The organism is Geoglobus sp., from assembly GCF_054018175.1.
In genome coordinates this window covers 1-25,049 of record NZ_JBPLZQ010000082.1, presented here as the reverse complement: position 1 = coordinate 25,049, position 25,049 = coordinate 1, and the positions used below count along the sequence as shown (strand labels likewise).

Annotated in this window: 25 protein-coding genes and 1 pseudogene; 9 read left to right on the top strand and 17 right to left on the bottom strand. The window is 53.0% G+C overall.

The genetic code is table 11. The annotated features are described in order from the left end of the window. Positions 1-95 precede the first annotated feature (95 nt). Together ACXJJC_RS06555 and ACXJJC_RS06550 are read left to right on the top strand one after the other, a co-directional pair. Positions 96-1,244 carry a hypothetical protein gene (locus ACXJJC_RS06555; RefSeq protein ID WP_456370348.1) on the top strand — a complete coding sequence of 383 codons (1,149 nt, stop codon included), beginning with the start codon at positions 96-98 and terminating at the stop codon, positions 1,242-1,244. A gap of 14 nt (positions 1,245-1,258) precedes the next feature. Continuing rightward, the gene (locus ACXJJC_RS06550; protein ID WP_456370347.1) at positions 1,259-1,510 is read left to right on the top strand and encodes a hypothetical protein; all 252 of its coding nucleotides are present in this window, start codon (positions 1,259-1,261) and stop codon (positions 1,508-1,510) included. A 9-nt stretch (positions 1,511-1,519) separates the two neighbouring features. Here ACXJJC_RS06550 and ACXJJC_RS06545 read toward each other — a convergent pair whose 3' ends face one another. Next, on the bottom strand, positions 1,520-2,071 hold the full coding sequence (locus tag ACXJJC_RS06545) for a DUF429 domain-containing protein (RefSeq protein WP_456370346.1): 552 nt from the start codon (positions 2,069-2,071) through the stop codon (positions 1,520-1,522). Between the two features lie 100 nt (positions 2,072-2,171). On the opposite strand from ACXJJC_RS06545, the gene ACXJJC_RS06540 reads away from it, so the two are divergent. Together ACXJJC_RS06540 and ACXJJC_RS06535 are read left to right on the top strand one after the other, a co-directional pair. Then, positions 2,172-3,179, top strand: a complete 1,008-nt coding sequence (locus ACXJJC_RS06540) for a zinc metalloprotease HtpX (protein ID WP_456370344.1) — start codon at positions 2,172-2,174, stop codon at positions 3,177-3,179. A 39-nt stretch (positions 3,180-3,218) separates the two neighbouring features. Continuing rightward, on the top strand, positions 3,219-3,725 hold the full coding sequence (locus tag ACXJJC_RS06535) for a flavin reductase family protein (protein ID WP_456370342.1): 507 nt from the start codon (positions 3,219-3,221) through the stop codon (positions 3,723-3,725). A 16-nt stretch (positions 3,726-3,741) separates the two neighbouring features. Here the strand turns inward: ACXJJC_RS06535 and ACXJJC_RS06530 are convergent, their stop codons facing one another. The 5 genes from ACXJJC_RS06530 to ACXJJC_RS06510 form a co-directional block, all read right to left on the bottom strand. After that, the gene (locus ACXJJC_RS06530; RefSeq protein WP_456370340.1) at positions 3,742-4,695 is read right to left on the bottom strand and encodes a radical SAM protein; all 954 of its coding nucleotides are present in this window, start codon (positions 4,693-4,695) and stop codon (positions 3,742-3,744) included. Between the two features lie 36 nt (positions 4,696-4,731). Further along, on the bottom strand, positions 4,732-5,193 hold the full coding sequence (ribC, locus tag ACXJJC_RS06525) for a riboflavin synthase (protein ID WP_456370338.1): 462 nt from the start codon (positions 5,191-5,193) through the stop codon (positions 4,732-4,734). After that, entirely contained in the window at positions 5,190-6,311 is a 1,122-nt protein-coding gene (locus tag ACXJJC_RS06520) for a pyridoxal-phosphate-dependent aminotransferase family protein (protein WP_456370337.1), read from the bottom strand. Before ACXJJC_RS06520 ends, ribC begins: the two co-directional genes overlap by 4 nt. A 72-nt stretch (positions 6,312-6,383) precedes the next feature. Then, positions 6,384-8,249 carry a heme lyase CcmF/NrfE family subunit gene (locus ACXJJC_RS06515; RefSeq protein WP_456370335.1) on the bottom strand — a complete coding sequence of 622 codons (1,866 nt, stop codon included), beginning with the start codon at positions 8,247-8,249 and terminating at the stop codon, positions 6,384-6,386. After that, positions 8,249-8,638 carry a cytochrome c maturation protein CcmE gene (locus tag ACXJJC_RS06510; protein WP_456370333.1) on the bottom strand — a complete coding sequence of 130 codons (390 nt, stop codon included), beginning with the start codon at positions 8,636-8,638 and terminating at the stop codon, positions 8,249-8,251. Before ACXJJC_RS06510 ends, ACXJJC_RS06515 begins: the two co-directional genes overlap by 1 nt. A gap of 200 nt (positions 8,639-8,838) precedes the next feature. On the opposite strand from ACXJJC_RS06510, the gene ACXJJC_RS06505 reads away from it, so the two are divergent. The 3 genes from ACXJJC_RS06505 (at position 8,839) to ACXJJC_RS06495 (ending at position 12,675) form a co-directional block, all read left to right on the top strand. After that, positions 8,839-10,116: a DUF22 domain-containing protein gene (locus tag ACXJJC_RS06505; RefSeq protein WP_456370331.1), complete on the top strand. Its 1,278-nt coding sequence runs from the start codon at positions 8,839-8,841 to the stop codon at positions 10,114-10,116. A gap of 45 nt (positions 10,117-10,161) precedes the next feature. Further along, the gene (locus ACXJJC_RS06500; protein WP_456370329.1) at positions 10,162-10,542 is read left to right on the top strand and encodes a 30S ribosomal protein S8e; all 381 of its coding nucleotides are present in this window, start codon (positions 10,162-10,164) and stop codon (positions 10,540-10,542) included. Positions 10,543-10,692: 150 nt separating this feature from the next. Next, the gene (locus ACXJJC_RS06495; protein WP_456370328.1) at positions 10,693-12,675 is read left to right on the top strand and encodes a (Fe-S)-binding protein; all 1,983 of its coding nucleotides are present in this window, start codon (positions 10,693-10,695) and stop codon (positions 12,673-12,675) included. A gap of 24 nt (positions 12,676-12,699) precedes the next feature. Here ACXJJC_RS06495 and ACXJJC_RS06490 read toward each other — a convergent pair whose 3' ends face one another. From ACXJJC_RS06490 to ACXJJC_RS06475, 4 genes are all read right to left on the bottom strand, one after another. Further along, positions 12,700-14,982, bottom strand: a complete 2,283-nt coding sequence (locus ACXJJC_RS06490; RefSeq protein ID WP_456370326.1) for a DEAD/DEAH box helicase — start codon at positions 14,980-14,982, stop codon at positions 12,700-12,702. Beyond that, positions 14,972-15,355 carry an ArsR/SmtB family transcription factor gene (locus ACXJJC_RS06485; protein WP_456370325.1) on the bottom strand — a complete coding sequence of 128 codons (384 nt, stop codon included), beginning with the start codon at positions 15,353-15,355 and terminating at the stop codon, positions 14,972-14,974. Before ACXJJC_RS06485 ends, ACXJJC_RS06490 begins: the two co-directional genes overlap by 11 nt. Before the next feature lie 83 nt (positions 15,356-15,438). After that, complete coding sequence (locus ACXJJC_RS06480) at positions 15,439-17,508, bottom strand: heavy metal translocating P-type ATPase (protein ID WP_456370324.1); 2,070 nt, start codon at positions 17,506-17,508, stop codon at positions 15,439-15,441. Continuing rightward, entirely contained in the window at positions 17,505-17,873 is a 369-nt protein-coding gene (locus ACXJJC_RS06475; RefSeq protein WP_456370322.1) for an ArsR/SmtB family transcription factor, read from the bottom strand. The genes ACXJJC_RS06480 and ACXJJC_RS06475 overlap by 4 nt, the downstream gene beginning before the upstream one ends. Before the next feature lie 87 nt (positions 17,874-17,960). Here ACXJJC_RS06475 and ACXJJC_RS06470 point away from each other — a divergent pair, with 87 nt between their 5' ends. Then, on the top strand, positions 17,961-19,433 hold the full coding sequence (locus tag ACXJJC_RS06470) for a replication factor C large subunit (protein ID WP_456370320.1): 1,473 nt from the start codon (positions 17,961-17,963) through the stop codon (positions 19,431-19,433). Beyond that, positions 19,423-20,712, top strand: coding sequence for a tRNA pseudouridine(13) synthase TruD (gene truD, locus ACXJJC_RS06465; protein ID WP_456370318.1), 1,290 nt, complete (start codon positions 19,423-19,425; stop codon positions 20,710-20,712). Before ACXJJC_RS06470 ends, truD begins: the two co-directional genes overlap by 11 nt. Here the strand turns inward: truD and ACXJJC_RS06460 are convergent. The 7 genes and pseudogenes from ACXJJC_RS06460 to ACXJJC_RS06430 all read right to left on the bottom strand — a co-directional run. Next, complete coding sequence (locus ACXJJC_RS06460) at positions 20,683-21,393, bottom strand: energy-coupling factor ABC transporter ATP-binding protein (protein WP_456370317.1); 711 nt, start codon at positions 21,391-21,393, stop codon at positions 20,683-20,685. The two genes, truD and ACXJJC_RS06460, sit on opposite strands and share 30 nt — an antisense overlap. After that, positions 21,375-22,106: a cobalt ECF transporter T component CbiQ gene (gene cbiQ, locus ACXJJC_RS06455; protein WP_456370315.1), complete on the bottom strand. Its 732-nt coding sequence runs from the start codon at positions 22,104-22,106 to the stop codon at positions 21,375-21,377. The genes ACXJJC_RS06460 and cbiQ overlap by 19 nt, the downstream gene beginning before the upstream one ends. Further along, positions 22,090-22,971 (bottom strand): energy-coupling factor ABC transporter permease, encoded by an 882-nt coding sequence (locus ACXJJC_RS06450; protein WP_456370313.1) that lies wholly within the window; start codon positions 22,969-22,971, stop codon positions 22,090-22,092. The genes cbiQ and ACXJJC_RS06450 overlap by 17 nt, the downstream gene beginning before the upstream one ends. Before the next feature lie 169 nt (positions 22,972-23,140). Beyond that, positions 23,141-23,416, bottom strand: coding sequence for a DNA-binding protein Alba (albA, locus tag ACXJJC_RS06445; RefSeq protein ID WP_456370350.1), 276 nt, complete (start codon positions 23,414-23,416; stop codon positions 23,141-23,143). 75 nt (positions 23,417-23,491) lie between these two features. After that, positions 23,492-24,373 carry a methyltransferase domain-containing protein gene (locus ACXJJC_RS06440; protein WP_456370312.1) on the bottom strand — a complete coding sequence of 294 codons (882 nt, stop codon included), beginning with the start codon at positions 24,371-24,373 and terminating at the stop codon, positions 23,492-23,494. After that, entirely contained in the window at positions 24,374-24,706 is a 333-nt protein-coding gene (locus ACXJJC_RS06435) for a helix-turn-helix domain-containing protein (protein ID WP_456370310.1), read from the bottom strand. Positions 24,707-24,807: 101 nt separating this feature from the next. Next, a pseudogene (locus ACXJJC_RS06430) lies at positions 24,808-25,049 on the bottom strand (hypothetical protein); the annotation flags it as partial.

The window sequence follows — 25,049 nt, the reverse complement described above, 5'->3', positions numbered from 1 at the left end:
GTAAAGTTTAATAAACCTTAGGGCGGTAATTTGTAACTTGGATAAAAAAGTATCCATATATTTTCAAACGAGAAAGCTTGTAGTGGTGATGTGCCATGAGATGGTATGAGATGTTTGCGGCTCTGGCGGTGCTCGCGCTGTTACCAGCACTTGTCACGGCCAATGGCGGAATGATGGATGACGACAGTGATCACCACATGATGTACATGAATCAGACCGAGTACATGAACCAGTCAATGAATGGAACAGGCAATGCAACATACATGCCCAACACACCGGGTATGCGTGGCTACGACGATGATGAGGATGACGACGAGCACAGGAAAGATATCGCAGAGGAAAACAGAGAGAGAATGATGGAGAGATACGAGGAGAGGCACGAAGAAAGGCTTGAGAAAATGAAGGAATACAGAGAGAGATTGATGGAGAGGGAAGAGCACATCAAGGAAATGAAAGAGAGATACAGGGAGAGATATGAGGAGGAAAAGGAATACTACGAGATGATTAAACACAGAGGTCTCGGTGATCCTGAGGTGTTCAGGTATGCCAAGGGGTTTGTGGTGGATGGAATAGGGTTTGCCTACGCACACATCGAGCTGCTTGAGGCAAAGATAATCGCGATGAACCTCAGCGACAACACGACTGCCGAGCTACTGAGCGAGATCGAGCAGCTGAAGGCGAACTTGGAGGAATGGAAGGCAACGATAAACAACTCTACCACGCCCGAGGAACTCAGAAACAACGTTAATGCATTCAAAGAAGAGTGGGAGCTGACGAGAATAAAAATACAGGCCATGGTGGCCAAGGTCGTCGCGCTGAAGTTTGAGGAGGTCATAGAGAAGGCCGAAGAGAGGTCATGGGTTATCGAGGACAAGATCTCGAAACTTGAAGAGCTTGGCATCGAAACAGAAGACATACGGGAAGCCTATCAAGAATACCTCGATGGACTCGCTAAAGCCAAGGCAGAGATTGCCGTGGCCCTGCAGCACTTTGACAATGCAATAACAGCACCAACATACGAACTGGCGAAAGAGGAGTACGAGGAAGGCAAAGACGCGTACCATGAGGCAAAAGACGTATTCAGCGATTCCATGGACGAGCTCAGGGATGTTTTCAAGGAGTACGCTGAAAGAATGAGAGAGATGAGCGAAGTAATGCCCGCAGGTGGAAACATGACTACAGGCACAACTGCAACACCCACCGCAACACCAGTAAACGAGACGGTTACGAACTCAACCACGTAAGGGGGTGACAGGAGATGAGAAGGGTCGCGATGGTTGTGCTCCTGCTCGCAGCGCTCGTCCTATTCGGATGCGCTCAGAAGGAAGCCAGCAAGGTTGCAGAGACCACACCCACCCCCACACCCACTCAGACTCAGAGTGAGACGAGCGTCGAGAACCTGACCACAGACATCAACGACACATTCAAGGACGTGATGACCGAGCTGAACCAGATCCAGGACCTGGAAAAGGCAGTGCAGGAGCTGAACACGCTGAACTTTGAGATATAATCTATCTCCCTAAAATTTTTTAAAGGCTGGATCTGGAATAACTATTCTTCCATCCCTGCCCTCCACGAGCCTACCCCTGCCACTCTTGTAGAGCATGACGGTCAGGGCAGAAATGATCGCGTCTACATCGTCGTGAGTTCTTACACCTCCCTCCAGGTCCACGTACCTACCGAGAGAGGCTACTATCCTCTGCAATCCAGCCTTCGTCCTCTTGTCGGCCTCAGGCTCAATACCGAGAACGACCCTGCTCGCGAAGGGGTAAACCTCGTAAACCTCGATACCGCTGGCTCGAAGGAGTTCCGCGATCTCCATCCCCCTGACAGCTATCCTCCTGAAGAACATGGCTCCGGAAGGGAACAGCCTTATCCCCATTTTCAGCAATTTTCTTTCACACTCCCTGAAAGCTCCGCTCTGGGGCAGGGAAAGGGGTGCGTCGATACCAACTGCGGCAACACCTGCTGCGATTACGTCATCCAGGCTGTCAACAACCCTCGCCCTCCTGCCATCAACAATCGCGAACGCATGTTTATGAGCACCCACATCCACTCCGCCGAACTTCACGGACAAACATGGTTCAAACCACTGAAAAGGAATTCTGAAGGTGTGTCCCGAAAACATCGTGGGATAACGATTTTAAACCGTGACGGTATTAACTTAAAACATGTTCCTGATATTCGACCCGGTATACATGATGTTGGCCGTCGCGGGATACATGGTGATGTTCCTGCTCGCGGGATTCGTGGCGCCAAAGGTAGCCGGCAGGGTGGCGGGCAGGTTTTCGCTCTACACCTCAATGCTCCTGCTCGCGTTCCTGATACTGGGCATAAGTGCAACGATACTCTACGCGATCCTGATCTACGCGGGAATTTCGGCCGGATTTACAGGCCTGATTGCATTCCTGCTGATAATCAACTTCCTGATGTACCTCGCGTCGCCGTACATGATCAACATGATGTACGGTGCGAAGCCGAACCCTGAACTGCAGTCCGTTGTCGATGAGGCGGCGATGAGGCTCGGGGAGAGGAGGAAGTTCAGGGCGATGGTGGTCAGGTCCCCTCCAAACGCCTTCGCATACGGAAACTTCCTCACAGGCAGGTTCGTCGCCGTATCCGACTCACTGATCAACATGCTCTCGAGGGAGGAGCTCCTCGCAGTCGTCGGGCACGAAATAGGCCACCACAAACACAGAGATTCGGCCGTGATGCTCCTGCTCGGTCTCCTGCCTTCGGTGATATTCTACCTGGGCTACGCAATGGTTCACTCGGCGCTGAGAGACGACAGGAACGGAAAGCAGATTGCAATCATAGGGATAGCGGCAGTGATAGCGAGCTTCGTCGTCCAGATCCTCGTTCTTGCCTTCAGCAGGCTCAGGGAGTACTATGCAGACACCGAGGGTGTGAGGGTTGCCGGCAAGCTCCCCATGCAGATTTCACTCGCGAAGATTCACGCGTTCTACTTCAGAGCTCCGAGTGCGTATGCGGACATACAGGACAGCAGCTTCAAGACCCTGTTTCTCTACGCTTTCGTCAATGCCGTCGCAAACCCGTACGTTTCGATGAGAGACATAGAGGCACTCAAGAGAGCAGAGGTCTCTCCGCTCCAGGAGTTCATGTCCACACACCCACCGATTCCGAAAAGGCTCAGGTTCATTGACTCGCTGCCGTACTGAACCAAACCCCTTTTATATTTTGCAATCCCCTATTTTTTCATGAACCCGGAAGCTCTTTACAGGATAAGCTACGGTCTGTACATCGTCTCGAGCCACAGGGATGGTAGGCCAAACGGCCAGATAGCGAACACGGTCTTTCAGGTGACCTCCGAACCCGTGAAGGTTGCGGTTTGCCTGAACAGGCAGAACCTCACCCACGAATACGTCTCAAAGTCGGGAGTTTTCTCCGTATCGGTTCTCGGGAAGGATACGGACATGAAGTTCATAGGGAGGTTCGGATTCAGAAGCGGAAGGGACTTCGATAAGTTCGACGGTGTGGACTTCTTCTGGGGAAAGACCGGAGCGCCAGTCGTGAGAGAGCACGCGATCGCATACATCGAGGCAGAGGTGATCGGTGAGATGAGCGTTGGCACACACACGCTGTTCGTGGGTGAAGTTGTCGAGGCAGATGTGCTGGGAGAGGGGCAGCCACTGACGTACGCGGAGTACCACTACCTGAGGAAGGGCAAAACTCCTAAAACCGCTACTGTCCACTTCGAAGGTTGACAGCGTTCTTTTTACATCACAGTCTGCCGAGCAGGTGTGCGTTCCCGACGTGGACGTTCTTCAGGTGCTTTTTCGCCGCCTTCAGGCACTCGATAACCTGGCTTCGGGGAGTGACAGGCAGGTCCCTCAGCCTGTATTCCGGGTAAAAGACCAGCAGCGAATAGGGAATCTCATCGTCGAGAGAGGATATGAACGACGCTATTCCGTCAACCTCACTGGCGTCAACGTAGTAGGGAACGAGGAGTGTTGCGGCTGAGAGAACCTCGGGATACCTGCTGAAGACTGACTCAAAGTTTTTCAGAACATCCCTGTTGCTCCTCCCGGTTAGGATCAAATGCAGGTCAGGGCTCCAGGCCTTCAGGTCAAACTTGACAGTCCCTCCGCTCACAAAAGATAACCTGCCTGCCCTCATGACGAGCTCCCTGTTCCCTGCGCCGTTCCACTCCCAGCATATCATGACATCCTCCCGCAAATCGAGAATTTTCTCACTCAATTTCAGGGCAAACGGCATTTGAGGCTCAGGAGACCCTCCAAAGTGACATATGCACCTTACCCGTGGGTCGAGTGCCCTTCTGAGCACGTCATCAATCCCGACCGACGGAGCGCTATCCGTAAACATGTGTTCCCAGTTCTGGCAGTAGAGACAGTCGAAATTGCAGCCGTAGTAAAACACCGCGAGGTTGAATCCCGCGAGCTCCGAGCCCCTGCAGAACCAGGAGTTGCAGCAGTTTGTCGGCAGCGGGTCGAGGTAGGAGTGCTGCATGGAGCGAGTTGAACTGATTTTACCCCTGACCCCGCACAGCCCACCTGCTATCCCGCATCTGTTTGAGCACAGGACGCAGCTACCCTTTCCCAGAGCATCGAGACCCTCGTGGATTTTCTCCGCGACCCATCCACTGCTCTTCGCACACTCAGGACATACCGGGATTGCACTCGAAGGCCTCTGACGGGAGCAGACCACGCACTCCACAGTGAAATGATATTTCCAAAAATAAAAAGGTTGATCTTACCTCTGTATCGGACCCACGTCCTCGTAACCCTGCCTCTGTCCCGTGCCCGCCTGTTTCACGAGTCTCTCCGGATTCCTGATCAGATCGACCGCATTTCTCACGTGCTCCCTTACCCTGTTCTCCGCCACTCTCAGCAGAGTCTTCTCGTCCTCGGCTTCATCCTCATGGATCGTGACGTCGATGATGTGCCTGTTGGTCATGAGCTCGGCAATTATCTTTCCCACCGAGAGGGCGATGTAGCTGAGCGCATCCTTCTCAGCCCTCCCGACCCAGCCGAGAGTTATGACGATGTCGCAGTCCTCTTCCTCTATCAGCTTCTTTGCCTCAACAGGAAGGTCCTTTATCCCGGGAACCGTCCTCCTCACGTACCTTACCCCGGCATAGTTTCTGAGCTCGTCTATGGCGATGTCACCCATGTTGATTCTGGAAAACGTCGTGTCGACTATCCCGATTTTCATCTGAGTGCCTCCATTGCCTCGTGTATTGCTGGCCTTATCGCCTTTTTCCTGAGGAGTATCTCCTCTATCGCAGCGAGTGTGGCGAGAAGGTCCCTCTTGCTGACGTTGCCCATGTGCCCTATTCTGAATATCTTCCCCTTCAGATGCTCCTGCCCGCCGGAGATCGTTATCCCGTACTCCTCCCTGAGCGTCCCCCTGAGCTCCTTGTCCGTGATCCCCTCCGGCATTTTAACGGCCGTCACGGTATTGGAGTAGCGGGAGTGCTCGTTCAGCTCAGGGAACATCTCCAGCCCAGCAGACTCTACCCACCTTCTCGTGGCATCTGCAAGCTTCCTGTGCCTATCAATTCTGTTTTCGATGCCCTCCTCCTCGATGATCCTGAGTGCCTCAGCAAGGGCGAGGAACAGCGGGACGGCCGGGGTGTAGGGTGTCTGATTGTCAGCGGCCTTCTTAACATACGCCTTCAGGTCGAGGTAGAGAGGAACGTTTTCGTTGTAGAAATCCCAGGCGCTCTCGTTCACCGCAACAGCAGCCAGCCCGGGAGGGGCGCCGAGGCACTTCTGCGAGCCAACAATTGCCACATCCACACCCCACTCGTCCATCCTCACCTCATCACCGCCAACACTCGTAATTCCGTCCATTATCACCAGCGCGTCGTATTCCTTCGCAATCCTGGCAATTTCCTTCGCGGGGTTCAGTATTCCCGTTGAGGTCTCGTTGTGAACAAAAGCAACGGCTTCGCTTCCGTTTGCAAGTGAGTCCTCCACCCTGTCCAGGTCTATGCTCGTACCCCACTCGAACCTGAGGTGATCGACCTCGGTGTACCTCCTCGCAATCTTCGCAAACCTCTCACCGAACTTGCCGTTGTCAATGCATGTGATCCTTTCAACCCTTGAGAATGATGCTATTGCCGCCTCCATTCCAGCGGTACCGCTACCCGAAATGATCGCGACATCCCCCTTTGTCCCGAAAAGGGGCTTTATTGCGGTTATGCAGTACTCAAAAACCTCCTCAAAGTCCCCGCTCCTGTGGCCTATCATCTGTTTTGCCATCGCGTTTATTATCCTCTCGTGCAGTTTCACAGGGCCCGGAATCATCAGAAGACCTTCTGGCTTCATGCTGAAAGATTAAAATCCCGCGTTAAAATACTTTTTGGCGAAAAATAGCATGTAAAAAGGTATAAAATATCCTTAATTATTCCTCACTCTCATGACAATGGCCAGCGTTCCACCGGCCATCATGAAGGCCGACCCGATCCAGACGAGAGATACGAGGGGTATGAGGTGGACCTCGAGGAAAACCTGACTCTGAGAGAATCCGCTCATGGCTATGTAGTAGTCCTTGAAGGGCGTCGCGATTATGTCTATGCCACTCACCACCCTGTCCTCCCGCATGAGGTTGTAAAACTTGGTTGACGGCGTCGCGGTACCGACATACTCTCCGTTCCTGTAGACGTTTATCTTTGCGACCACCTCAGTCATCTCCGGCCTGTCCACCTGGCTTAGATCCACGAGCTCGAGCGTAATCTGCCCGAAGTGCTTGGAGTTGATGACCGCCTGGTTGTCGTGTATGCCTATGGACACGTGCTGGTAAACCTCGTCGTACATCCACGAGCCGGCAACACCGATGGAGATCAGGAGCACCCCAACGTGGACGAGGTATCCACCCACCTTCCTCGCGTTCTTAAGGTCCTGCGGAGAGAACGTAAGCAGGTGATTTACCAGTGAAAACGCGGCTATCCCGGCAGCCAGTGCCACGAAGAACATGCCGGAAAGGACGTACGTCAACCCCAGCGCAGCTATACCCACCGGAATGGATGTCAGGAGCAGCTTCCTTGTCCTCTCAGGATCCATCACCCAGCCGACCGAAACGCAGACCCCAATGAGTGCTGTGAGAGCTATCGCCAGTGGAGTTTCCACCCTGTCGTAATAGCTCCTGTCAACCGCGACGTTTTCGAGGATGGAGGGAGTTATCGTCCCGACGAGGACTGTAACTGTGGCCAGAATGAGTATCAGCAGGTTGAGGAAGATCATGAAGTCCCTGCTCTTTATGCCGTACCCCTCTGACGGGAAGACTTCCCTGCGCTTAGTGTAAACGTACGCACTGAGAATTCCCGTCGCTGCTATCAGTATAAGGTAAAGCCACCCCTCCGGATTCTCACCGAAGGCGTGGACGCTCTCTATGACTCCACTCCTAGTGATGAATGTCGCGAGGACCACGAGGGCAAAAGAAACGTACGCAAGCCAGTAGTTCCAGGAGGCGAACTGCTTTCTCCTCATTATCCCGTGCAGGAGTCCTGTTACAGTGAGCCAGGGAAGGAGAGACGCGTTTTCCACGGGATCCCACGCCCAGAAGCCACCCCATCCGAGTGTCCTGTATGCCCACCAGGCACCGAGAAATATTCCGATGGTGAGGAACAGCCAGGAGATCAGTGCCCAGAGCCGTGCTCTTATGTGCCACCCCTCTTCCCTGAGGTAAGCGGATGCAACTGCGAGGGCGAACGGTATCGTTGCACCTGCGTAACCCAGAAACACCGCGGGTGGGTGGAGTGCCATTTCCGGAGTTCTGAGGAGGGGGTTGAGTCCGTAACCCTCGTGGGGGAAGTACTCCCACCTGTAGAAGGGGTTGGAAAACGTCAGCAAAACTATGAGAAAGAAGGCAGTGACAGCGCTTGAGATGGAAAGGGTTAACGCGGACATCCTGTCCTTGCGCTCGACTCTGAGATAGAGTACGTTCAGCAAGGAAACGAACAGCACCCACAGCAAAAGTGACCCCTCTCTGCCAGCCCAGACCGCGCTGATGGTGTAGGCGAGGCTGAGGTGAGTGTCTGAATAGCTGTAGACGTAAAAAACGTTGAAGTCCCTCACCAGGAAGTAATACGTCAGCAGGAGGTAAGCAAGCGCGACAAGGAGCGTGTATGCGTAAACAGCTCTCTCACCGTTAAGGGCGTACCTTCCGGCCTTTCTGCCCCTCGTCATGATAGACACGTAAAACGAAATGGCAGAAAAGAGGCTGACAAAAAAAGCAAGTACGAGCAGAACGTACCCAATGTCCATCAGCTCACCTCTTTGTTCTCACCCACCTCGTACTTGCTCGGACATTTCAGCAGGAGCTCTTCAGCGTAGAAGACACCGTTTTTGTAATCACCCTTCACGACCGCGGGTATCCCCTCCTGATAGTTGCTCACGGCTCCAGAGTACCTCACCACGATTGTGCTTTTACCGTCCGTGAGCTTGAAAATTCTCGTATTGTTCTCGTAGTAGTAGACGGTCGAGTTCGGAACGATTGTCCCGTTCACCTGAACGTTTTCCGCATAGCCCTTTTCGACAACCTGGCTTACGGTTAGGTACGGACTTATACCCTGGTTGAATGACACGATAACCAGCACGGAAAACGCAATCAGCGAGAGTCCGATAATGAGCTTGATTTTTCCTCCTTTGTCCATGGTGTTAACTGCGTTACCACAAATATAAAGCTTTTTCAAAATTATTAAGCATTTAGGATGGCTCAGCACTCAAGACCCTCATCATCGCGTTCAGCGGGGCCCTGTCATCATCGCCACCGCCGAGTTCGACGGTATGGTATTTAAATTCAGCTCCATCAAAAGCCAGTAAAATTTATGACATTTAATTGTTAAGAATATGCATGCGATGCGGAATTGCCTACTTCAGAGACGTCGAAAAGAGGATCACGGAAAGAGCTGAACTCTCATTCAGAAACGTTTCATTCAAGAGCGCAGGTCAGGCTTACTGGAAGGCCCTCGTCGCAGATGAGTCCAAAAAGGTGAGAAAAAACACTCTCGAGATCATAAGAGTGAAGAGCGTCCACCTGCCACCCAAGAGCACGGTTGCACCCCTCTCAATAATCAGGCACGCCTGCGGAACGACAGTGGACAGCGTTCCGGAAAGAATAAAGAAGATAGAGGAAACGAGGGTCATCAACCACGTGTACTTCTACGCCATAGATGACGGAGTGGTTGAAAAGGGAGACCTCGTCGGAATAGTTAAGGTCTACCCCATAAACGTCGGAAACCCTGAAGAACAGGAGTTCATAAGACCACCGGGCATAAAACCGAGACTTGAGGAAATCTCAGCGAACCTAACCTACAGAGAGGGTGGAGAGGTCAGAAGGGAGAGGGCGACGTTCAGAGAAACATGGTACTCCAGGTGGAACCTCGGAGAGTGGAGAATGATGATCGCCGACGAGGATGCGAAGCTCGTACCTGGAGACGGGAGGCTGATAAAGATCAGACCCTTAGAGCTGCCACCCAACACGATCCCGGTCCCGCTGTACGGCTACAGAACTCCACTTGGAACAGTTCTCGAAATACTCTCACCAGGGAAACCGAGAAAAATAGAGGAGAAGCGGATAGTTACACACGCACTGCTAATGCCAACCGACGAGGGAGAGGTGCGAAGGGGGGACGTCATCGGGGTGCTCAACGTCTATGCTGTCGGCGTTGGGGAGATGGTGGCGAGACTGACGCCGTTTCTTACGGAAAAAACAGAGGGAAATGTCCTCGTAAGGGAAGGCAAATCCGTAAAGAGAGTCAGGTTCGAGCACAGGCCATTTGTCTTCAGGCGAAGCTCAATCGGATACCTGAAACCAATAATAGCCGCTGAGACGAAGAAGGTCTCGGCAAACATTCCAGAAAGGATCGAAATAGAGAAGATTGACGTTCCGGCAGGCTCCATTCTCCAGCCCATGGGTGGGAGGGGTCATGCGTACGGTCTGACAGTTGACGTCGAGTTCGAGAGGCAGTCCTTTGTTGAGGAGGACAGGGTTGTGGACGCGGCAATCGTGCTATCACCCATGGACGGTGAGATACTCAGGGGAGACCTGATAGGCGTCCTGATGCAGTACCAGATTACGCCGCTCGCATACCCGGACATTTTCGTCAGGAGGTACGAGCAGGGGGCATAAACTATTTAAATAGACTCAGCTTTCGGTTCAGCAGGAGGTGTCACTGTGATCTGGCAGGGAAGGAGCAAGAGGAAGTATACGGGAAAGCTTTACAGAAGGTTCAGAAAGAAGAGGAAGTACGAGCTTGGTAGGGAGTACATAGAAACGCTCATAGGGGAGAGAAAAATAAAGAAAATCAGGGTAAGGGGCGGAAACTACAAGATCAGGCTCTTCAGGGACAGGTACGCGAACGTTTACATCCCCTCGCAGAAGAAGACGGTCAAGGCCGAGATAAAGACAGTCGTGGAGAACAGGGCACACATCCACTTCGCAAGGAGGAACGTGATAACCAAGGGCGCGGTGATTGAGACATCTGTCGGCAGGGCGATTGTCACAAACCGCCCCGGTCAGGAGGGCATCATAAACGCCGTCCTGGTGGAGGAGTGATTTTTAATTAAAAATCCTTACAAATTTCGTCATTTTTAAAAATTTCCCGTCTCCGGGCTTTTTGGCCATTTTAAAGAGAAAATTATTAATATTTGTACACTTACCTTTCAGTAAATTTCCGGTTCGTTGAATCTGAGGGAGGTGATTGCTTTGGCAACTCCAACAAGGGAACTGCTCTGGGGAATTGGGAAATCACTGCCGTACTACCTGCACTACACGCTGTTTCTGATTGCAACGATTATATTCCTTATCGGAGTGTACAGGTGGTACAGGATCCTCCAAACCGGGAGAAACGACGAGGACAGGCTAAACAACTTCGGGAAGAGAATGTGGTACATGCTGAGAGACGGCTTCGCATTCGTCAGACTGTACGTGCGGGAGGCAGAGATCGGAGTGATGCACATGCTCATTCTCTGGGGCTTCATTGTCCTCACCATCGGCACCCTCGTTCTCACGATTGCCGCTGACATAAACTCGTCCTTTTTCAGGGGCACATTCTACCTCGTCCACGAAGCGCTGATGGATCTCGCTGGTCTGGCTCTGCTCGCCGGACTCATCATAGCGGCGTACAACAGATATGTAGCGAGGCCGAGCAGGTTTGCAAAGGTATGGCCACACGCGAGAGATGATGGAGCCGTTCTCGTACTTCTCCTCACCATAACTGTTCTCGGGTTCTTCGTCGAGGCGCTGAGACTTGCGAGCGGAATGCCTGCGTACACAGCCATTATAGGGGAGGCGCTATCGAAACTCGTCCCGTACGACCTTGCAGCCTATCGAACCCTCTGGAGCCTGCACTCACTGCTTGCATTGATGTTCATAGCCCTGATACCATACACGAAGCTCGCCCACGTCATAGCGGCACCGCTCAACATACTGACGAGGAGCGAAAGGGGGGCTGCTGCGAGAAGCGTCGAGGATGAGGAGTACATGGGAGCGATAGAGCCGAGGGACCTGCAGTGGAGGGACATGCTCTCGAGTCTCGCCTGCATGAGGTGCGGAAGATGTCAGGACATGTGCCCTGCTTCCAATTCAGGAACGAGTCTCTCACCGATGTTTCTGATGCAGAACCTGCGAAAAACGCTCGACGAGAGTTTCGACATGCTCGGCAGACCCAGGAGTGATGATGTCCTTCTCCTTGACAACGTTCTCGACATGGAGGCCGTTTGGGCCTGCACGACCTGCAGGGCGTGCATGGAGATGTGCCCCGTTTACATAGAGCAGATGGAGATAATCGGAGAGATGAGGAGGGGGATAGTGGAGAGTGGCGAGGCTCCTCCGGACATCAGAGACTTCCTGACCAACATCCAGAAGCAGAAGAACCCGTGGGGAGAGGCGAAGTACAAGAGGGACGCGTGGGCCAAGGACCTTGAAGTCCCGAGAGCGAAGGATTCGGAGTTCGAGTGGCTCTGGTGGGTGGGCTGCGGACACGCCTTCGACAGCAGGAACAAGGAGGTCACGAGGAAGCTCGTGCGCATTCTCGACGAGATCGGCGTTAGCTACGCGATACTTGGAAGGGAGGAGGGATGCTGTGGAAACGACGTCAGGAGAGTTGGAGAAGAGGGTCTTTTCCAGGTACTCAGGGAGGAGAACACGGCAGTATTCGAAAAGTACGGTGTCGAGAAGCTGTTCGCCACATCTCCACACTGCTACAACACGTTCAGGAACGAGTATGAAAACATTGAGGCAAAGTTTATCCTCGAGATAATACACGAGGCCATAAGGGATGGAAGGCTGAAGCTGAAACACCCGGTGAACAGAAAGGTCACCTTCCACGATCCATGCTACCTCGGCAGATACAACGGAATGTACGAGCTTCCAAGGGAGATCCTGAGAGCAATACCGGGGGTTGAGCTCGTTGAGATGCCCAGGAACAGGGAGAGGGCGTTCTGCTGCGGTGGCGGTGGTGGAAATCTTGTGAGGGAGTACCCCGGAGACGACAGGCCAAACAACATCAGGGCCAGGGAAGCAGGAGAGACCGGCGCGGACGTCCTGGCTGTCGCGTGTCCGTTCTGCATGATAATGCTCGAGGATGGAGTGAAGATGGAGAAGCTCGACAGCAGAATGGCAGTGATGGACGTGATAGAGCTCGTATACGAATCGGCCTTCGGGCCGGAAAGTGAGGGTGAGCAGTAAGTTATTCCCCAAATTTTTTGGGGCTCACGGGTAGTAGACGAAGTCCCTCACCTCCTCGAACTGGAGCAGGTTGGGCTTTCTCTTCTTTCCAGAGAGGATTTTTCTGGCCGCATCGGCCCCACCAATCCTGTTGAGCGGCTGGTTGTTGTTACCGCAGCTGTAACTGTACGTGCACCTCGGACAGCCGTCAGTCCTGTTGCAATCGCAGCCCTCCATGACGTCTACGGCAATTTCCAGAGCCCTCTCGATCCTGTCATACAGCAGCCTGCTCACGCCGTTTCCACCCTCGCTCGAGTCGTAGACGAATATGTGGCCGTCCGGAGTTGAGATCCCACCCATGTAGGCGCTTCCTCCTCCGGTTATCCCGTCGCTCGCCTCTATCAGCACGTGTTCGAGAGCATGAAACGAGCCAGCATAGAAATCCTCGAAATCCCTCTCTTCAGGAAACGGGCTGGCGAACAGGAAGCCCTTAGTCGAAAACGTGTAGCTGACCGGCCTGTCAAGATGGTGGGTTTTCAGAGATCTGTCGTCGTACGGATTTCTCAGAACGTATCCCGTGACGAAAATGGTTATCTCGAGGTCGCAGTAGAGCATTTCAATGGGGTCCTGCTTTACCTCTATCACCCTTTTGACGGACGGTATGGCCGTGTAGAGCGGCGAACTCGTCTCGACAGAATCGTGCTCTTCGAGGTGGGCCTCCATGCGGGTTATGTCAAGATCCACCACCCTGTACTTCCTGCGGTTGTGAATGACGAGTGCACCCGGGTGAAGTTCCCTGATCGCGACAGGCAGTGCTCTCTCACCTATGACCCTGCCGTCACAGACCATCCTGACGGCCCTTCCGGCGCCCCTCATGCTGAATTGCTCGTGAGGCGTGCCTGCTATGTAGAAGTCACCGGCATCTATCAGCCTGCCCTCCTTCAGGAGGGCGCTCAGCACATCATCCTCGATCTCGCCCTTCAGCAGTGGTGTCTCTCGCGCCATGGAGAGCACGTGGTGTCGCTTCACAACCTCGTTGTCCCGTTCCGCGTAGCAGTAAAGCCGCTCCATGAAGTACTCCTCCGGGTGCCTTCTGTAGTAGCTCGCGATGGAGTCCCCATCCCTCAGAACGACTATACCAACGCTCCTTCCGCTTCGCCTTCCCGACCTGCCCATTCTCTGAACGAAGTACGGGTAGGGGACGAGCTCACTTATCACGACATCCACATCCCCTATGTCTATGCCCAGCTCGAGGGTGGAAGTGGAGACCAGCACCCTCAGCCTCCCATCTCTGAAGTCCTTTTCGACTCTCTCCCTGACCTTCTTCGGAAGTCCTGCCTTGTGAACCCCGGTCCGCACGCCCTCCTTCTCGAGGATCCAGGCTATCGTCTCAACGCTCCTGTAGCTGTTTCCAAATATCAGCACCTTTTTATCTCTCAGTCTGAAAACCAGATCTCTTATCACAGTGTAGAGGTTTCCGTACACCATGACCACGTTCTTCTCCCCCGTTGACTCATCGAACCTCACCACGTCGAAGTCCCTGTCAAAGAGCAGCTTCGCGAACTCAGATGGGTTGGCGATCGTCGCCGAGCTTGCAACAATCTGCGGGTTTGAAAACCTGTACAGCCTCTTCATGAGCCAGTGTATGTTGGACCCGATGAATCCGGAGTAGCTGTGAAGCTCATCAAAGACCATTATCCTCGTTTGCTCAACGAACTCTCTGAACTCCGGTGTGTTTCTCAGGTGATAGTCCACCATGTCGGGGTTCGTGAGGATCAGGTCTGCCCTCCCGTACAGGACATCTCTCCTCTCCCCGTAATCGCTGTCCCCGTCAAACCTTGCAACTCTGACACCGACAGCGCTGGAGTAATACCTTATCTTCTCGAGCTGGTCTCTCGCGAGCGCCTTCGTCGGGTAAAACAGGATTCCCTTTCCACCACTTCTGAGCATCTCGAGAACGGGTATGAGAAACGCCTCAGTCTTTCCCGTTCCGGTCGGTGCGACTATTACCGTGTCTCTGCCAGAAAGGATTTTCTCAATCGCAAATTTCTGAAAGCTGTAGAGTTCGCGAATTCCCCGTCGGAGCATCGCCTGTATCAGCGAGGTATCCACCGGAAGACCTCTAACGTCGTGCCTCTCCAGATCCCCGCCCAGAACCCTAAAAAAGTAAACGACCTCGTGATCTGTCTCAAAAACAGGTTTGAGGGATTCGTCTCTGCACAGACGTTCAAACAGCTCGAGGTTCCTCTGCCTTACCGACTTTTTCGAGCATATGCACCTGCTCTTCAGCCTTCCACACTTCTCACAGAAAAACAAGTCAGCGTCCATTAACAAGTGTCTCGAGGATCTGTTTTACTCTTTTGTCCTTGATTGAGTATATCCTGAACTTGCCGTTCTGCCTCTCCTCCACGACACCTGCAGCCTTCAGCTTGCTCAGGTGGTGGCTCACGAGAGTCTGCTGCTGTCCGAGGATCTCGGAGATCGCACAGACGCACATCTCGGTGTGTGTGAGAATTTTCAGGATCTGCAGTCTGAGAGGGTTTCCCAGAATTCTTAGAAAGTTTGAAAGCTCCTTCAGCTCCTCGTCAGTGAACAGCTCCATGAACCCCTCGTAATCGCACCTGCAGTAGTACTCGTAGTTCTCGTCCCTGTTCTCCAGCTTCTTCCTCTTGAACTCTGAATAGTCAAACTGATAGGGCATGTCTCTTACGCCAATTGTAAAACATATAAATTTAACGCAGTAAATACATGAAAATGCAAAGAAAGAAAAAAATGTTGAAACGTCTACCTGAGTATCCTCATTGAGTTGAACACCGCTATGAGCGCAACGCCAACGTCGGCAAACACGGCCTCCCACATCGTCGCATCCCCTGCAATCCCCAAGCCTATGAAGGTCAGCTTCACTCCAAGGGCGAGCACTATGTTCTGCCAGACGACCCTCCTTGTTTTCCTCGCAGTCTTAATGCATGCAGGCAGCTTGGACGGGCTGTCGTCCATTATGACCACGTCTGCAGTCTCAATGGCTGCGTCGCTCCCGAGCGCACCCATCGCCACTCCAACGTCCGCCCTTGCCAGCACTGGCGCGTCGTTTATACCATCACCGACGAAGACTATCGTCTCATCAGGAGCCTTGTTTTTCTCGAGCTCCTCTATCACCCTGACCTTGTCCTCGGGCAGTAGCTCGGCGTAGTACTCATCCAGGCCAATCTCCTCCGCCACCCTCGCAGCAACGTTCTCGCTGTCTCCGGTAACCATCACGACCTTTCTTACCCCGAGCCTCCTCAGCTCCTGCACCGCCTGAATCGAGTCCTCCTTTATTTCGTCGGATATGATCAGGTAACCGGCATAGGTTCTGTTTACGATCACGTGGGCAACCGTCCCATCGACGTGGCATGTGTCGTGCTCAATGCCGAACTTGTGCAAGAGTCTGTCGTTGCCGACCATCACCTCCACACCGTTTACCCTCGCCCTCACACCGTGTCCTGAGATCTCCTCGAACTCACTCACATCATCTGCATCAACGTTCCCGCCGAAGGCCTCGATTATTGCCCTCGCAATTGGGTGACTCGAGTGTGCCTCTGCCATGGCAGCGAATTTGACTATCTCGTCACCCGTAAATCCGTTCCTCGTCTCAACCCTCGTAACCCTGAACACGCCCTTCGTCAGTGTTCCCGTCTTGTCGAAGGCGACGATCGCTGCCCTGCTAAGTGCGTCGAGGAAGTTGGATCCCTTGACGAGTATCCCGTCCTTCGCTGCCCTTCCAATGCCTCCAAAGTAGCCGAGGGGTATTGAGAGAACGAGTGCACACGGGCACGAGATGACGAGGAGAACCAGAGCCCTGTAAATCCACTTCGAGAATGGATCTCCGGTAACGAGCGGTGGTATGACTGCAATCAAAACGGCAAGTCCCACGACGACGGGTGTGTAGTACCTGGCAAACTTCGTGATGAACTTTTCGGTTTTCGCCTTCCTCGAAGCAGCGTTCTCAACGAGCTCCAGCACCCTCGAGATCGTCGATTCACTGAGCTCCTTAGTAACCCTCACCTTCAGAAGCCCAGACAGGTTGAGCATTCCGGAGAGAATCTCGTCACCCGCCTTAACGCTCCTCGGGACGCTCTCACCCGTAAGCGCAGAGGTGTCAACGGTCGATTCACCATCTATGATCCCCCCATCCACCGGTACCCTCTCCCCGGGCTTTATGAGGATGATATCTCCAACCCTCAGCTCTTCCGGCCTGACCCTGACCGTACCACCGTCAGTTACAAGATTTGCATACTCTGCTTTCAAGGCAAGAAGCGATTTTATGGAGCGTCTTGACCTGTTTACGGCAAGATCCTGGAGGAACTCTCCGACAACGTAGAAGAGCATGACGCCAACAGCTTCGGGGTACTCCCTGATGGCGAACGCTCCGAGGGTGGCAATGGCGATCAGAAAGTTCTCGTCGAACACGTTGCCACGAACGGTATTTACCAGGGCATTTCTCAGGACTCTCCATCCGACCAGGAGGTAACTGACAACGAACAGCCCGAATACTGCGTAGTTGTCAAGGCCATAGTAGTACCTCAGGATGATGCCGGCGCTGAACAGCACGATGGCCGGAATTATGAAGTATGCGCGTTCCAGCGCATTCTCGCCATCGCCAGCATCCTGAAGACTGCCGTTGTCCTCTTCGATTACGATGTCCGGCTCAACCCGTTTGACTATCTCCTTTGCCTTCTCCGCGTCACCCTTCACCGTCATTTCCTTGGTCGCGAAGTTCACCGAAACGTACTCAAAGCCCTCTTTTTTCAGCTCCTCCTCTATTTTTGCGGCGCAGCTCGCACAGTCCAGGTTTCGCAGCCTGTACTTTTTCACGCCTTTCTCACCTCACCTATGTGCCTCATGGCGATGTCCAGGATGCTCGCGACATGCTCATCATCCAGGCTGTAATACACGTTTCTACCCTCCCTCCTGTACTTGACGATCTTTTTATCCCTCAGTACCCTCAGCTGGTGAGAAATTGCAGAAACTGAAAGGCCTGTGACTGCAGACAGGTCGCAGGTGCACAGCTCGTGCTTCGACAGGGCTATCAGTATCTTGATCCGGGTGGAGTCGGCAAAGGCCTCCAGAAATTCTGCCAGCTCAACCACCACCTCATCAGGAGGGAGCGTTGAAAGGACCTCCTCGAGATACTCGCCGGGCATCCCGCCCCTGCACACCGGAGGGTTATTCTTTCCCATATTTGAACAATTGCTCAAATATCAGATAAATGTTTCCGTCGAGTGAGTGCAAACTCTTATAATGTCCGGTGACACCACTTTGTCTGAATGCTGTGGGTCGAAAAGTACAGGCCAAGGACGATTAAAGACGTAGTGGCGGACAAAACGGTGATCCAGAACGTTCTTAAGTGGGCGGAAGGCTGGAAGAAGGGAGTAAGGCAGAAACCTCTGCTCCTCGCCGGACCTCCGGGGGTTGGAAAGACCTCCCTTGCCGTTGCCCTCGCGAACACGATGGGGTGGGAGGCAGTTGAGCTCAACGCCAGTGACCAGAGAAGCTGGAACGTGATTTACAGAATAGTTGGAGAAGGTGCGTTCAACGAAACCATCAGCGATGATGGTGAGTTCCTCACGTCGAGAGAGGGGAGGCTGAAGCTGATAATACTTGACGAGGTCGACAACATCCACAAAAAGGAGGACGTCGGTGGAGAGTCCGCACTGCTGAAGATCATTCGCAAGAAACCCCCGCAGCCGATGATTCTCATCGCAAACGAGCCTTACAACCTCTCCCCGGAGCTGAGGAAAAACACCGTGATGATCACGTTCAAACGGCTGAACAAAAACCAGGTCGTCAAGGTTCTCGAAAGAATCTGCCTGAGCGAGGGGATAAAGTGCGACAGAGAGGTGCTAAAGCTGATAGCCGAAAATGCAGGTGGCGATCTCAGGGCGGCAATCAACGACCTGCAGGCGGTTGCTGAGGGCAGGGAGGTAATAAAACCAGAAGACGTGGTTGTTGGCAAGAGAACGCAGGAAACGGACGTTTTCAAGGTCATGCAGAAGATATTCAAGACGAAAATTCCCGCACATGGAGACGCGATGCTGCTCGACGAGAGTCCCGATGACCTCATAATGTGGGTTGACGAGAACCTGCCCCTCGAGTACAGAGACGACGTCCTCTACGATGCGTACAGAGTTCTGTCCAGGGCAGATGTTTTCCTCGGGAGGGTCAGGAAGAGGCAGTTTTACAGACTGTGGAAGTACGCAACCTATCTGATGACCACAGGTGTTCAGCAGGCCAAGAGCGAGACCGCGAGGGGGTTCACGAGGTATCGACCACCATCCGTCTGGCAGAAGCTCGCATACGCCAGGAGCAGGAGAGAGATGTACCGCAGAGTTCTGAGGAAGATCGGGAAGTACTCCCACATGTCTGCGAGGAAGGCCATTGAATTCTTCCCCTACTTAAAGGTCCTTCTCGAAAGGCTCGAGGTTGATGCAGCTGCAAAGGTGGCGGCGTTTTACACGTTCGACCTCGAAGAGCTCGAGTTCATTGTCGGTGAGGGGAGGGCGAGAGAGATTCACGAGTACGTCGAAACCCACAGGCTCCACAGAGTTGAAGACGAGAGCTTCCTCGCAGGATTTGGGGAAAAAAGCGATGCTGAAGAAGTTAGAGCGTCGGAGGACAGGGAGGGTCGCGAGGAAGAGAAGGTGAAGCCTGAGGAAGAGGATAAAAAAGAAACCGGGAAGGAAAAGCATGTCAGAAAGGGGAAGAACCTCACGCTCGACGCCTTCTTTGGTGGAGATTGAGAGGAACGCGGGAATCAGGACGTTCATCACGTCCACCCCCGGAATTGGAGGGAGGATAAAGGAAAAAGACGAGCACTTCAGAGTGGAGGAGGTCCTGAGCGCGAGGGTCTCGGAATCAGGAAACCACCTTCTGATAAGGGTCGAAAAGAGGAACTGGGAAACCCTGAACTTTGTAAGGGTTCTCTCGAATGTCCTCGGCATAAGCAGAAAGAGGATAGGGTTCGCCGGCACCAAGGACAAGAGGGCGATCACGGTCCAGTATTTCACCATCTCAAACGCGGACGAGAGGGTCGAGAGGAGGCTCTCAGAGGTGAGGCTGAAGGATGCAACCATCGAGATCGTCGGCAGGACGAACAGGAAAATCGACCTCGGCGATCTTGTAGGTAACCTGTTCACGGTCACGGTCGATGACGTCAGGCACCCGGAAAGGGTTGGAAGGATTGCGGACGAGCTAAGGGAGAGGGGAGTGCCCAACTTCTTCGGACTTCAGAGGTTCGGAACCCTCAGGCTGATAACCCATGAGGTCGGAAAGCACATAATCCTCAAAAACTACGAAGAGGCCTTCTGGACCTACGTCGCTAAGCCATCAGAGCTTGAAGATCGCGAAGTCTACAGGATCAGAGAGGACCTGTGGAACGAGAGAGATCCGGTAACCGGTCTGAGGGAGCTGCCGAAACACCTCATCTACGAGAGAACTCTTCTCCAGAAGCTGAGAGAGGGTAAAAGTGAACTCGAGGCCCTTCTGTCGCTGCCGAAGAGTCTCAAGCTCATGTTCGTTCACGCCTACCAGTCATACCTGTTCAACCTGCTGCTCTCCAGCAGAATAGAGGAGTTCGGGACGCTGAGGGAGATCGACGTTAATGACCACGCGGACTACAGGATGGCTGTGGAAAGATACATCGTGAACGCAGAGGAGTTTGGCAGGGTAACTGAATTCAACTACAGAAGGGTCAGATTCCTTAGCGAGAGTGGGTACGCTTACCTCGCCCTTCCCCTGCCCGGGTACCGGACTGAGCTTGCCGGCTGGAGCGGTGAGAGACTGAAGGACATTCTGGACTCAGAGGGAGTTTCGCTGTCGGATTTCAGGGGAGAGTTTCCAGAATTCTCGTCCAAAGGCTCTTTCAGAGTCGCAGAAATCCCGTTCGACTTTGCGGGACTCGATTACCACACCGAAAATGGGAGGGTTGTGTTCAGGTTCTTCCTGCCAAAGGGTTGCTTCGCCACATCTTTTCTCAGGGAGTTCACAAAGTCAGATCACCCCTACTTCCTCAAGAAATGACGTGTCGTCGAGCACCTCGAGGCCACCGTCGTAAACTATCCTCTTATCGAGACCCATCACGACCACCCTCTCGGCAAGTTTTTCCACTATATCAATCTCGTGTGTTGAGAGAATCATTGTCCCGGGATAATCCCTCAGAATGCTCACGATCTTTCTCCTGGTTTTCCCATCAACGTTGGCAGTGGGTTCGTCGAGGAACAGAATTTCTGGCTGATAAATCAGCACACTGGCGATTTCCACTCTCTTCTTCTCACCACCGCTGAGTCTGAACGGTGGTTTGCTCAGCACCTTTTCGAGCCCGAACTCGCCTGCAACCTCCTCTACCCTCCTCGCGATCTCGTTCCTGTCAATTCCGAGCTGGAGAAGTGAGTACTTAAGCTCATCCTCGACACTCGGGTTGAAGAGAAAGATGTCGGGATCCTGAAAGACGAAGCCTACCCTCCTCCTGATCGTGTCCACGACCTTCCCGATCTCCACGCCGTCAATGTAAACCTTCCCGGTTGTGGGCTTCAGCAGACCAGACAGGACATGCATGAGCGTGCTTTTACCGCTGCCGTTGGGACCGAGGAGGGCCAGCTTCTCTCCCCTCCCTATTTCAATGCTGAGCCTGCTGAATCCGAGAGTGCCGTCCGGATAAATGTAGGATATGTCCTCGCCAACAATCACAGCATCACCCACCATCCAGCTATTGCCAGAACGTAGACGAGATAAAAGTAACCCCTGCTGTACTCCCCGGAATAAACTATCTCCCTACCCCTCGAGTTCATCGCCATCTCGAGCATCTCGGCCTTCTCGAAGCTTCTCAGGAAGAAGAGTCCAAGAGACTTCCCGCCGTTCCGTATCGTCTCAAGGTGGCTCCCCTTCTCCAGCCTCCTGGATTCCCTCGCAATCATGATGTCGAGCAGGTCCCTGAACATCACAACCGTGTACCTGTAGGTCAGCCAGACCACATCGAGCATAACGCCGGGCACCCTCAACCTCTTCAGTGCGTACATCGCCTCGTTAAACTTCGTGGTCAGAATGAAAAGCTGCAGCGCCGAAATGGATGCAAAAACCCTCATGGGGAAGATCACCGCGTAGAACAGATTGCGCTCGTATATCGAGACCGGAAGCACTATTATGAACGAGAAGACTGTAAAGAGAGAGCTCCTCTTCGCCAGCAGCCTGACGCTCAATCCAGTATTAAAGGCGAGGAAGTACGTTGCGGCGAGAATCAGAGCGACCCTGGCAAACTCGAACGTGGAGATTGAGAGAACTATAAAAATAACCGTTCCCACGAGCTTTACCGCCGGATCCACATCATGCAGGTACGTCCTTTTTGTGTACTCGTGGATGAAAAAATTGTGGAAGTACTCGGTGGCATCTCTGACGGTCTTCTCAATCAGCAGGTGCATGTCTCCTCATCATCGCTACGGACAAAAAGATTGCCACTCCTATCGCCCCGGAGATCAGGGTGCCGAGGTAGTCGTTGAGACCAGGAATCGTGTAGTCGGGGAATATTCCCGTGTACGCCTGAGCGTCGTGCAGCCCCATCTCCTCGGCAACATTCTCGAGCGGTTCCGCGTAGTTTACCAGCTCTGCAAGGTACGCGAACACCGGAGAGAGCAGGATCATTACTGCAATAACGACGAGCGGCGTCTTGCTGACCTCTCTGACCTCAAGCTCCGGTCTCTGGGAGTACACGTAGGTGACTATGCCGGCGGTGATCAGCCCCTCAATGATTCCAAGAATGCCGTGCCAGAAGCCCATTGCCGACGTGGCAACGACCGCGTTGTACTTGAACGCCGTGGACAGGCCAATCTCAAGCCCTGCGAACATCGCCGCGAGTGTTATGCCGAGCCAGCCTGCAACAAAAGCTGCCAGAGATCTGTTAACCCTCTCAAGGGCCCTGTACGCATACCAGCCCACAAAGACGTTCACAACCGCCATGTTCCACAGATTCGCGCCGAGAGCAACAATGCCGCCATCGCCGTATATCAGTGCCTGAACAACGAGAACAGATGCCATCGCGATGCTGCCAGCATACGGACCGAGGAGTATTCCTGCAAGCCCCCCACCGACGAAGTGTGCAGAAGTTCCTCCCGGAATGGGCCAGTTAAGCATCTGGGCCGCGAATATTGCCGCAGCAACGACACCGAGCATGGGTGTGTTTACCTTCTCCTCCGACAGCCTCTTGAGGGAGTACCCCAGCACGGCGAGTGTCAGAACCCACATAATTCCTGCTATGCTCATGTCGAGGAAACCGTCTGGAATATGCATCTTTCAAGCACCTCCTTGTTATTTATTAACAACATTCCGAGTGAAAGTAATACCGATTTAAAAAACTTCCGGTATGCACATGAAAAGGAGCAAAACCAGCGAAAAGACTGCGGAGAAGCGAAGGTACTGAAAGCCAGAAGAGAATTTGGATAGAAAATAAGTGAGAGAATTACTCCTTGACTAGCTCGATTTCGATCGTGGAAACGTTCACGATCCTGCCCTGCTCGCTCTCAAGCTCCTCAGTGTCTATCTTTATGCTTCCGAGCTTGACGTTTGGCATGAACCTGTTCCTGACGATTTCTGCGACATCGACAGCCCTGCTTATCGCCTTACCCCTCGCCTTTATCACGACCTTGCTCGCACCCTCGTTCAGCTGCGTGAGTGTCGCAAGCACGTAGTTCATAACCGGCTTTGAACCCACAAACACTACTGCCTCCTCTGCCATGGCTATCACCTGAGAACGCATGATGGAGGGCGGTATTTAAACTTTTTTAAAACCCGGGTCACGCTGACGGCAGTCTCAGCCGGAAACCTCAACAACAATCACGTGCTTTCCGTATTTCTTCATGGTGTACGGAACTCCGGTCCTGTCGAGCTCACTCCTGATGAGTTCCACCGACGGAAATTCCCTGAAATTCGCTATCAGGGAGTAGTAGAGCTCGAAAAGTTCCCTTCTATCCGGTTCGATGTCAGAAAACAGCTCGGAAAACACCACTATGAGTCCCTCGTTACCTATCGCGTTCAGCGCGTTTTTCAGCACCGCCTTAGGATCTGAGTACTCGAGTATCGACGAGAGTATAGCAACATCGTACTCTCTGCTGAACTCAAGCTTGCTTTCAGCATAATTCTGAATGAGCCTGACCCTGTCACTCAGTCCGTTCTCAAAGCAGTTCTTTTCCGCGATTTTAATCAGCGACCTGGAGTAGTCCACGCCGGCATAAAACCCGCTGCTGCCCACGAGTTCCGCGTAGTACTGGGGGGACGCGCTGCCACACCCGAAGTCAACGACCCTGTCTCCCGGTCCAATTCCAGTGACCTCGCTGACAAAGTCCCTCACATACCTGTAGATGCCGGTTTCGAGCCACAGATTCCAGAGGTCCGCATCCTTCACGAACCCGAGGGTTATGTTAGGGTGTTCCGGGTGTATGAGCGCGTAATATGATGCCCTCTCCATGGTATCGAGAATGTCAAGAATCCTGCCATCGATCTCCTGCCTCATGTGCGTGCACGCCCTGTCAAGGAGGTCGCCGAAATCCGTCCGAGAGAGGAAGGACCTCCAGCGATTCAGGTAATGCTGGTTAGGGTACTCCTCAACAAGCCTTAGCTTGAAAACGTACGCTTTCAGTACCATGTACCCGTAGAAAAAGTCCATGTACCTGTCGATGTCGGTTTCCCGAACCATTCAGACCTCACCGTAAACCTTCTTCACGTACTCAACAACCTGTCTTCCCAGATTTGTGATTCGATAGTATTTAAACCCTTCCCGCTCCACCACCTCCACGAGACCGAGTTCGATGAGCGAACTTGACCCGTTGTACCTGTTACCCATTCCCCTCAAGCAACCGAGAACGTTCGACGGGTCGCTGCGTATCATCCGCGAAATGTTCGCGAGGTAATCATAATTCGGATATATGTTGTAAAGGTAGAAGAGAACTTTTCTTCTCAGTGCACTTTTGTTAATGCTCCTCAAAATGTGCGGATCTATGGTCAGAATGTGCGGTGACGTGATCACCATACATCACCCATCATAACAATCATCCGTATAATACAAAAACATTGTCCTAATGATGATGATTAAATACTGAGGGAAATAAAATAATTACACGCAGATACAAACTAAACACCCATATTGAGCAGCGATGATATCGCAATGTGGCTGACGTAACCGCTTATAGCGGCGACCCACATCATGCCGACAGTGTGAACAAGCCCGGACATCAGCCTCCCGCCATCCATTATTTTGATGGCAAAAGTCGAGAGAACGGCGTGCAGGAGCATCAGAAGTGTTATGAGAGTTGAAACAAAGCTGAGGTCTTCCTCAGGAACTATGTGAAGAATGCTGCCAACGAATTCCGAGG

What these genes read in the sequence shown, in the direction of transcription:
- ACXJJC_RS06555 (WP_456370348.1), top strand. Translation starts at nt 96, where the DNA reads ATGAGATGGTATGAGATGTTTGCGGCTCTGGCGGTGCTCGCGCTGTTA.
- ACXJJC_RS06550 (WP_456370347.1), top strand. Translation starts at nt 1,259, where the DNA reads ATGAGAAGGGTCGCGATGGTTGTGCTCCTGCTCGCAGCGCTCGTCCTA.
- ACXJJC_RS06540 (WP_456370344.1), top strand. Translation starts at nt 2,172, where the DNA reads ATGTTCCTGATATTCGACCCGGTATACATGATGTTGGCCGTCGCGGGA.
- ACXJJC_RS06535 (WP_456370342.1), top strand. Translation starts at nt 3,219, where the DNA reads ATGAACCCGGAAGCTCTTTACAGGATAAGCTACGGTCTGTACATCGTC.
- ribC (WP_456370338.1), bottom strand. Translation starts at nt 5,193, where the DNA reads ATGAAAATCGGGATAGTCGACACGACGTTTTCCAGAATCAACATGGGT.
- ACXJJC_RS06520 (WP_456370337.1), bottom strand. Translation starts at nt 6,311, where the DNA reads ATGAAGCCAGAAGGTCTTCTGATGATTCCGGGCCCTGTGAAACTGCAC.
- ACXJJC_RS06515 (WP_456370335.1), bottom strand. Translation starts at nt 8,249, where the DNA reads ATGGACATTGGGTACGTTCTGCTCGTACTTGCTTTTTTTGTCAGCCTC.
- ACXJJC_RS06510 (WP_456370333.1), bottom strand. Translation starts at nt 8,638, where the DNA reads ATGGACAAAGGAGGAAAAATCAAGCTCATTATCGGACTCTCGCTGATT.
- ACXJJC_RS06505 (WP_456370331.1), top strand. Translation starts at nt 8,839, where the DNA reads ATGCGATGCGGAATTGCCTACTTCAGAGACGTCGAAAAGAGGATCACG.
- ACXJJC_RS06490 (WP_456370326.1), bottom strand. Translation starts at nt 14,982, where the DNA reads ATGGACGCTGACTTGTTTTTCTGTGAGAAGTGTGGAAGGCTGAAGAGC.
- ACXJJC_RS06485 (WP_456370325.1), bottom strand. Translation starts at nt 15,355, where the DNA reads ATGCCCTATCAGTTTGACTATTCAGAGTTCAAGAGGAAGAAGCTGGAG.
- ACXJJC_RS06475 (WP_456370322.1), bottom strand. Translation starts at nt 17,873, where the DNA reads ATGGGAAAGAATAACCCTCCGGTGTGCAGGGGCGGGATGCCCGGCGAG.
- ACXJJC_RS06470 (WP_456370320.1), top strand. Translation starts at nt 17,961, where the DNA reads ATGCTGTGGGTCGAAAAGTACAGGCCAAGGACGATTAAAGACGTAGTG.
- ACXJJC_RS06460 (WP_456370317.1), bottom strand. Translation starts at nt 21,393, where the DNA reads ATGGTGGGTGATGCTGTGATTGTTGGCGAGGACATATCCTACATTTAT.
- cbiQ (WP_456370315.1), bottom strand. Translation starts at nt 22,106, where the DNA reads ATGCACCTGCTGATTGAGAAGACCGTCAGAGATGCCACCGAGTACTTC.
- ACXJJC_RS06450 (WP_456370313.1), bottom strand. Translation starts at nt 22,971, where the DNA reads ATGCATATTCCAGACGGTTTCCTCGACATGAGCATAGCAGGAATTATG.
- albA (WP_456370350.1), bottom strand. Translation starts at nt 23,416, where the DNA reads ATGGCAGAGGAGGCAGTAGTGTTTGTGGGTTCAAAGCCGGTTATGAAC.
- ACXJJC_RS06440 (WP_456370312.1), bottom strand. Translation starts at nt 24,373, where the DNA reads ATGGTTCGGGAAACCGACATCGACAGGTACATGGACTTTTTCTACGGG.
- ACXJJC_RS06435 (WP_456370310.1), bottom strand. Translation starts at nt 24,706, where the DNA reads ATGGTGATCACGTCACCGCACATTCTGACCATAGATCCGCACATTTTG.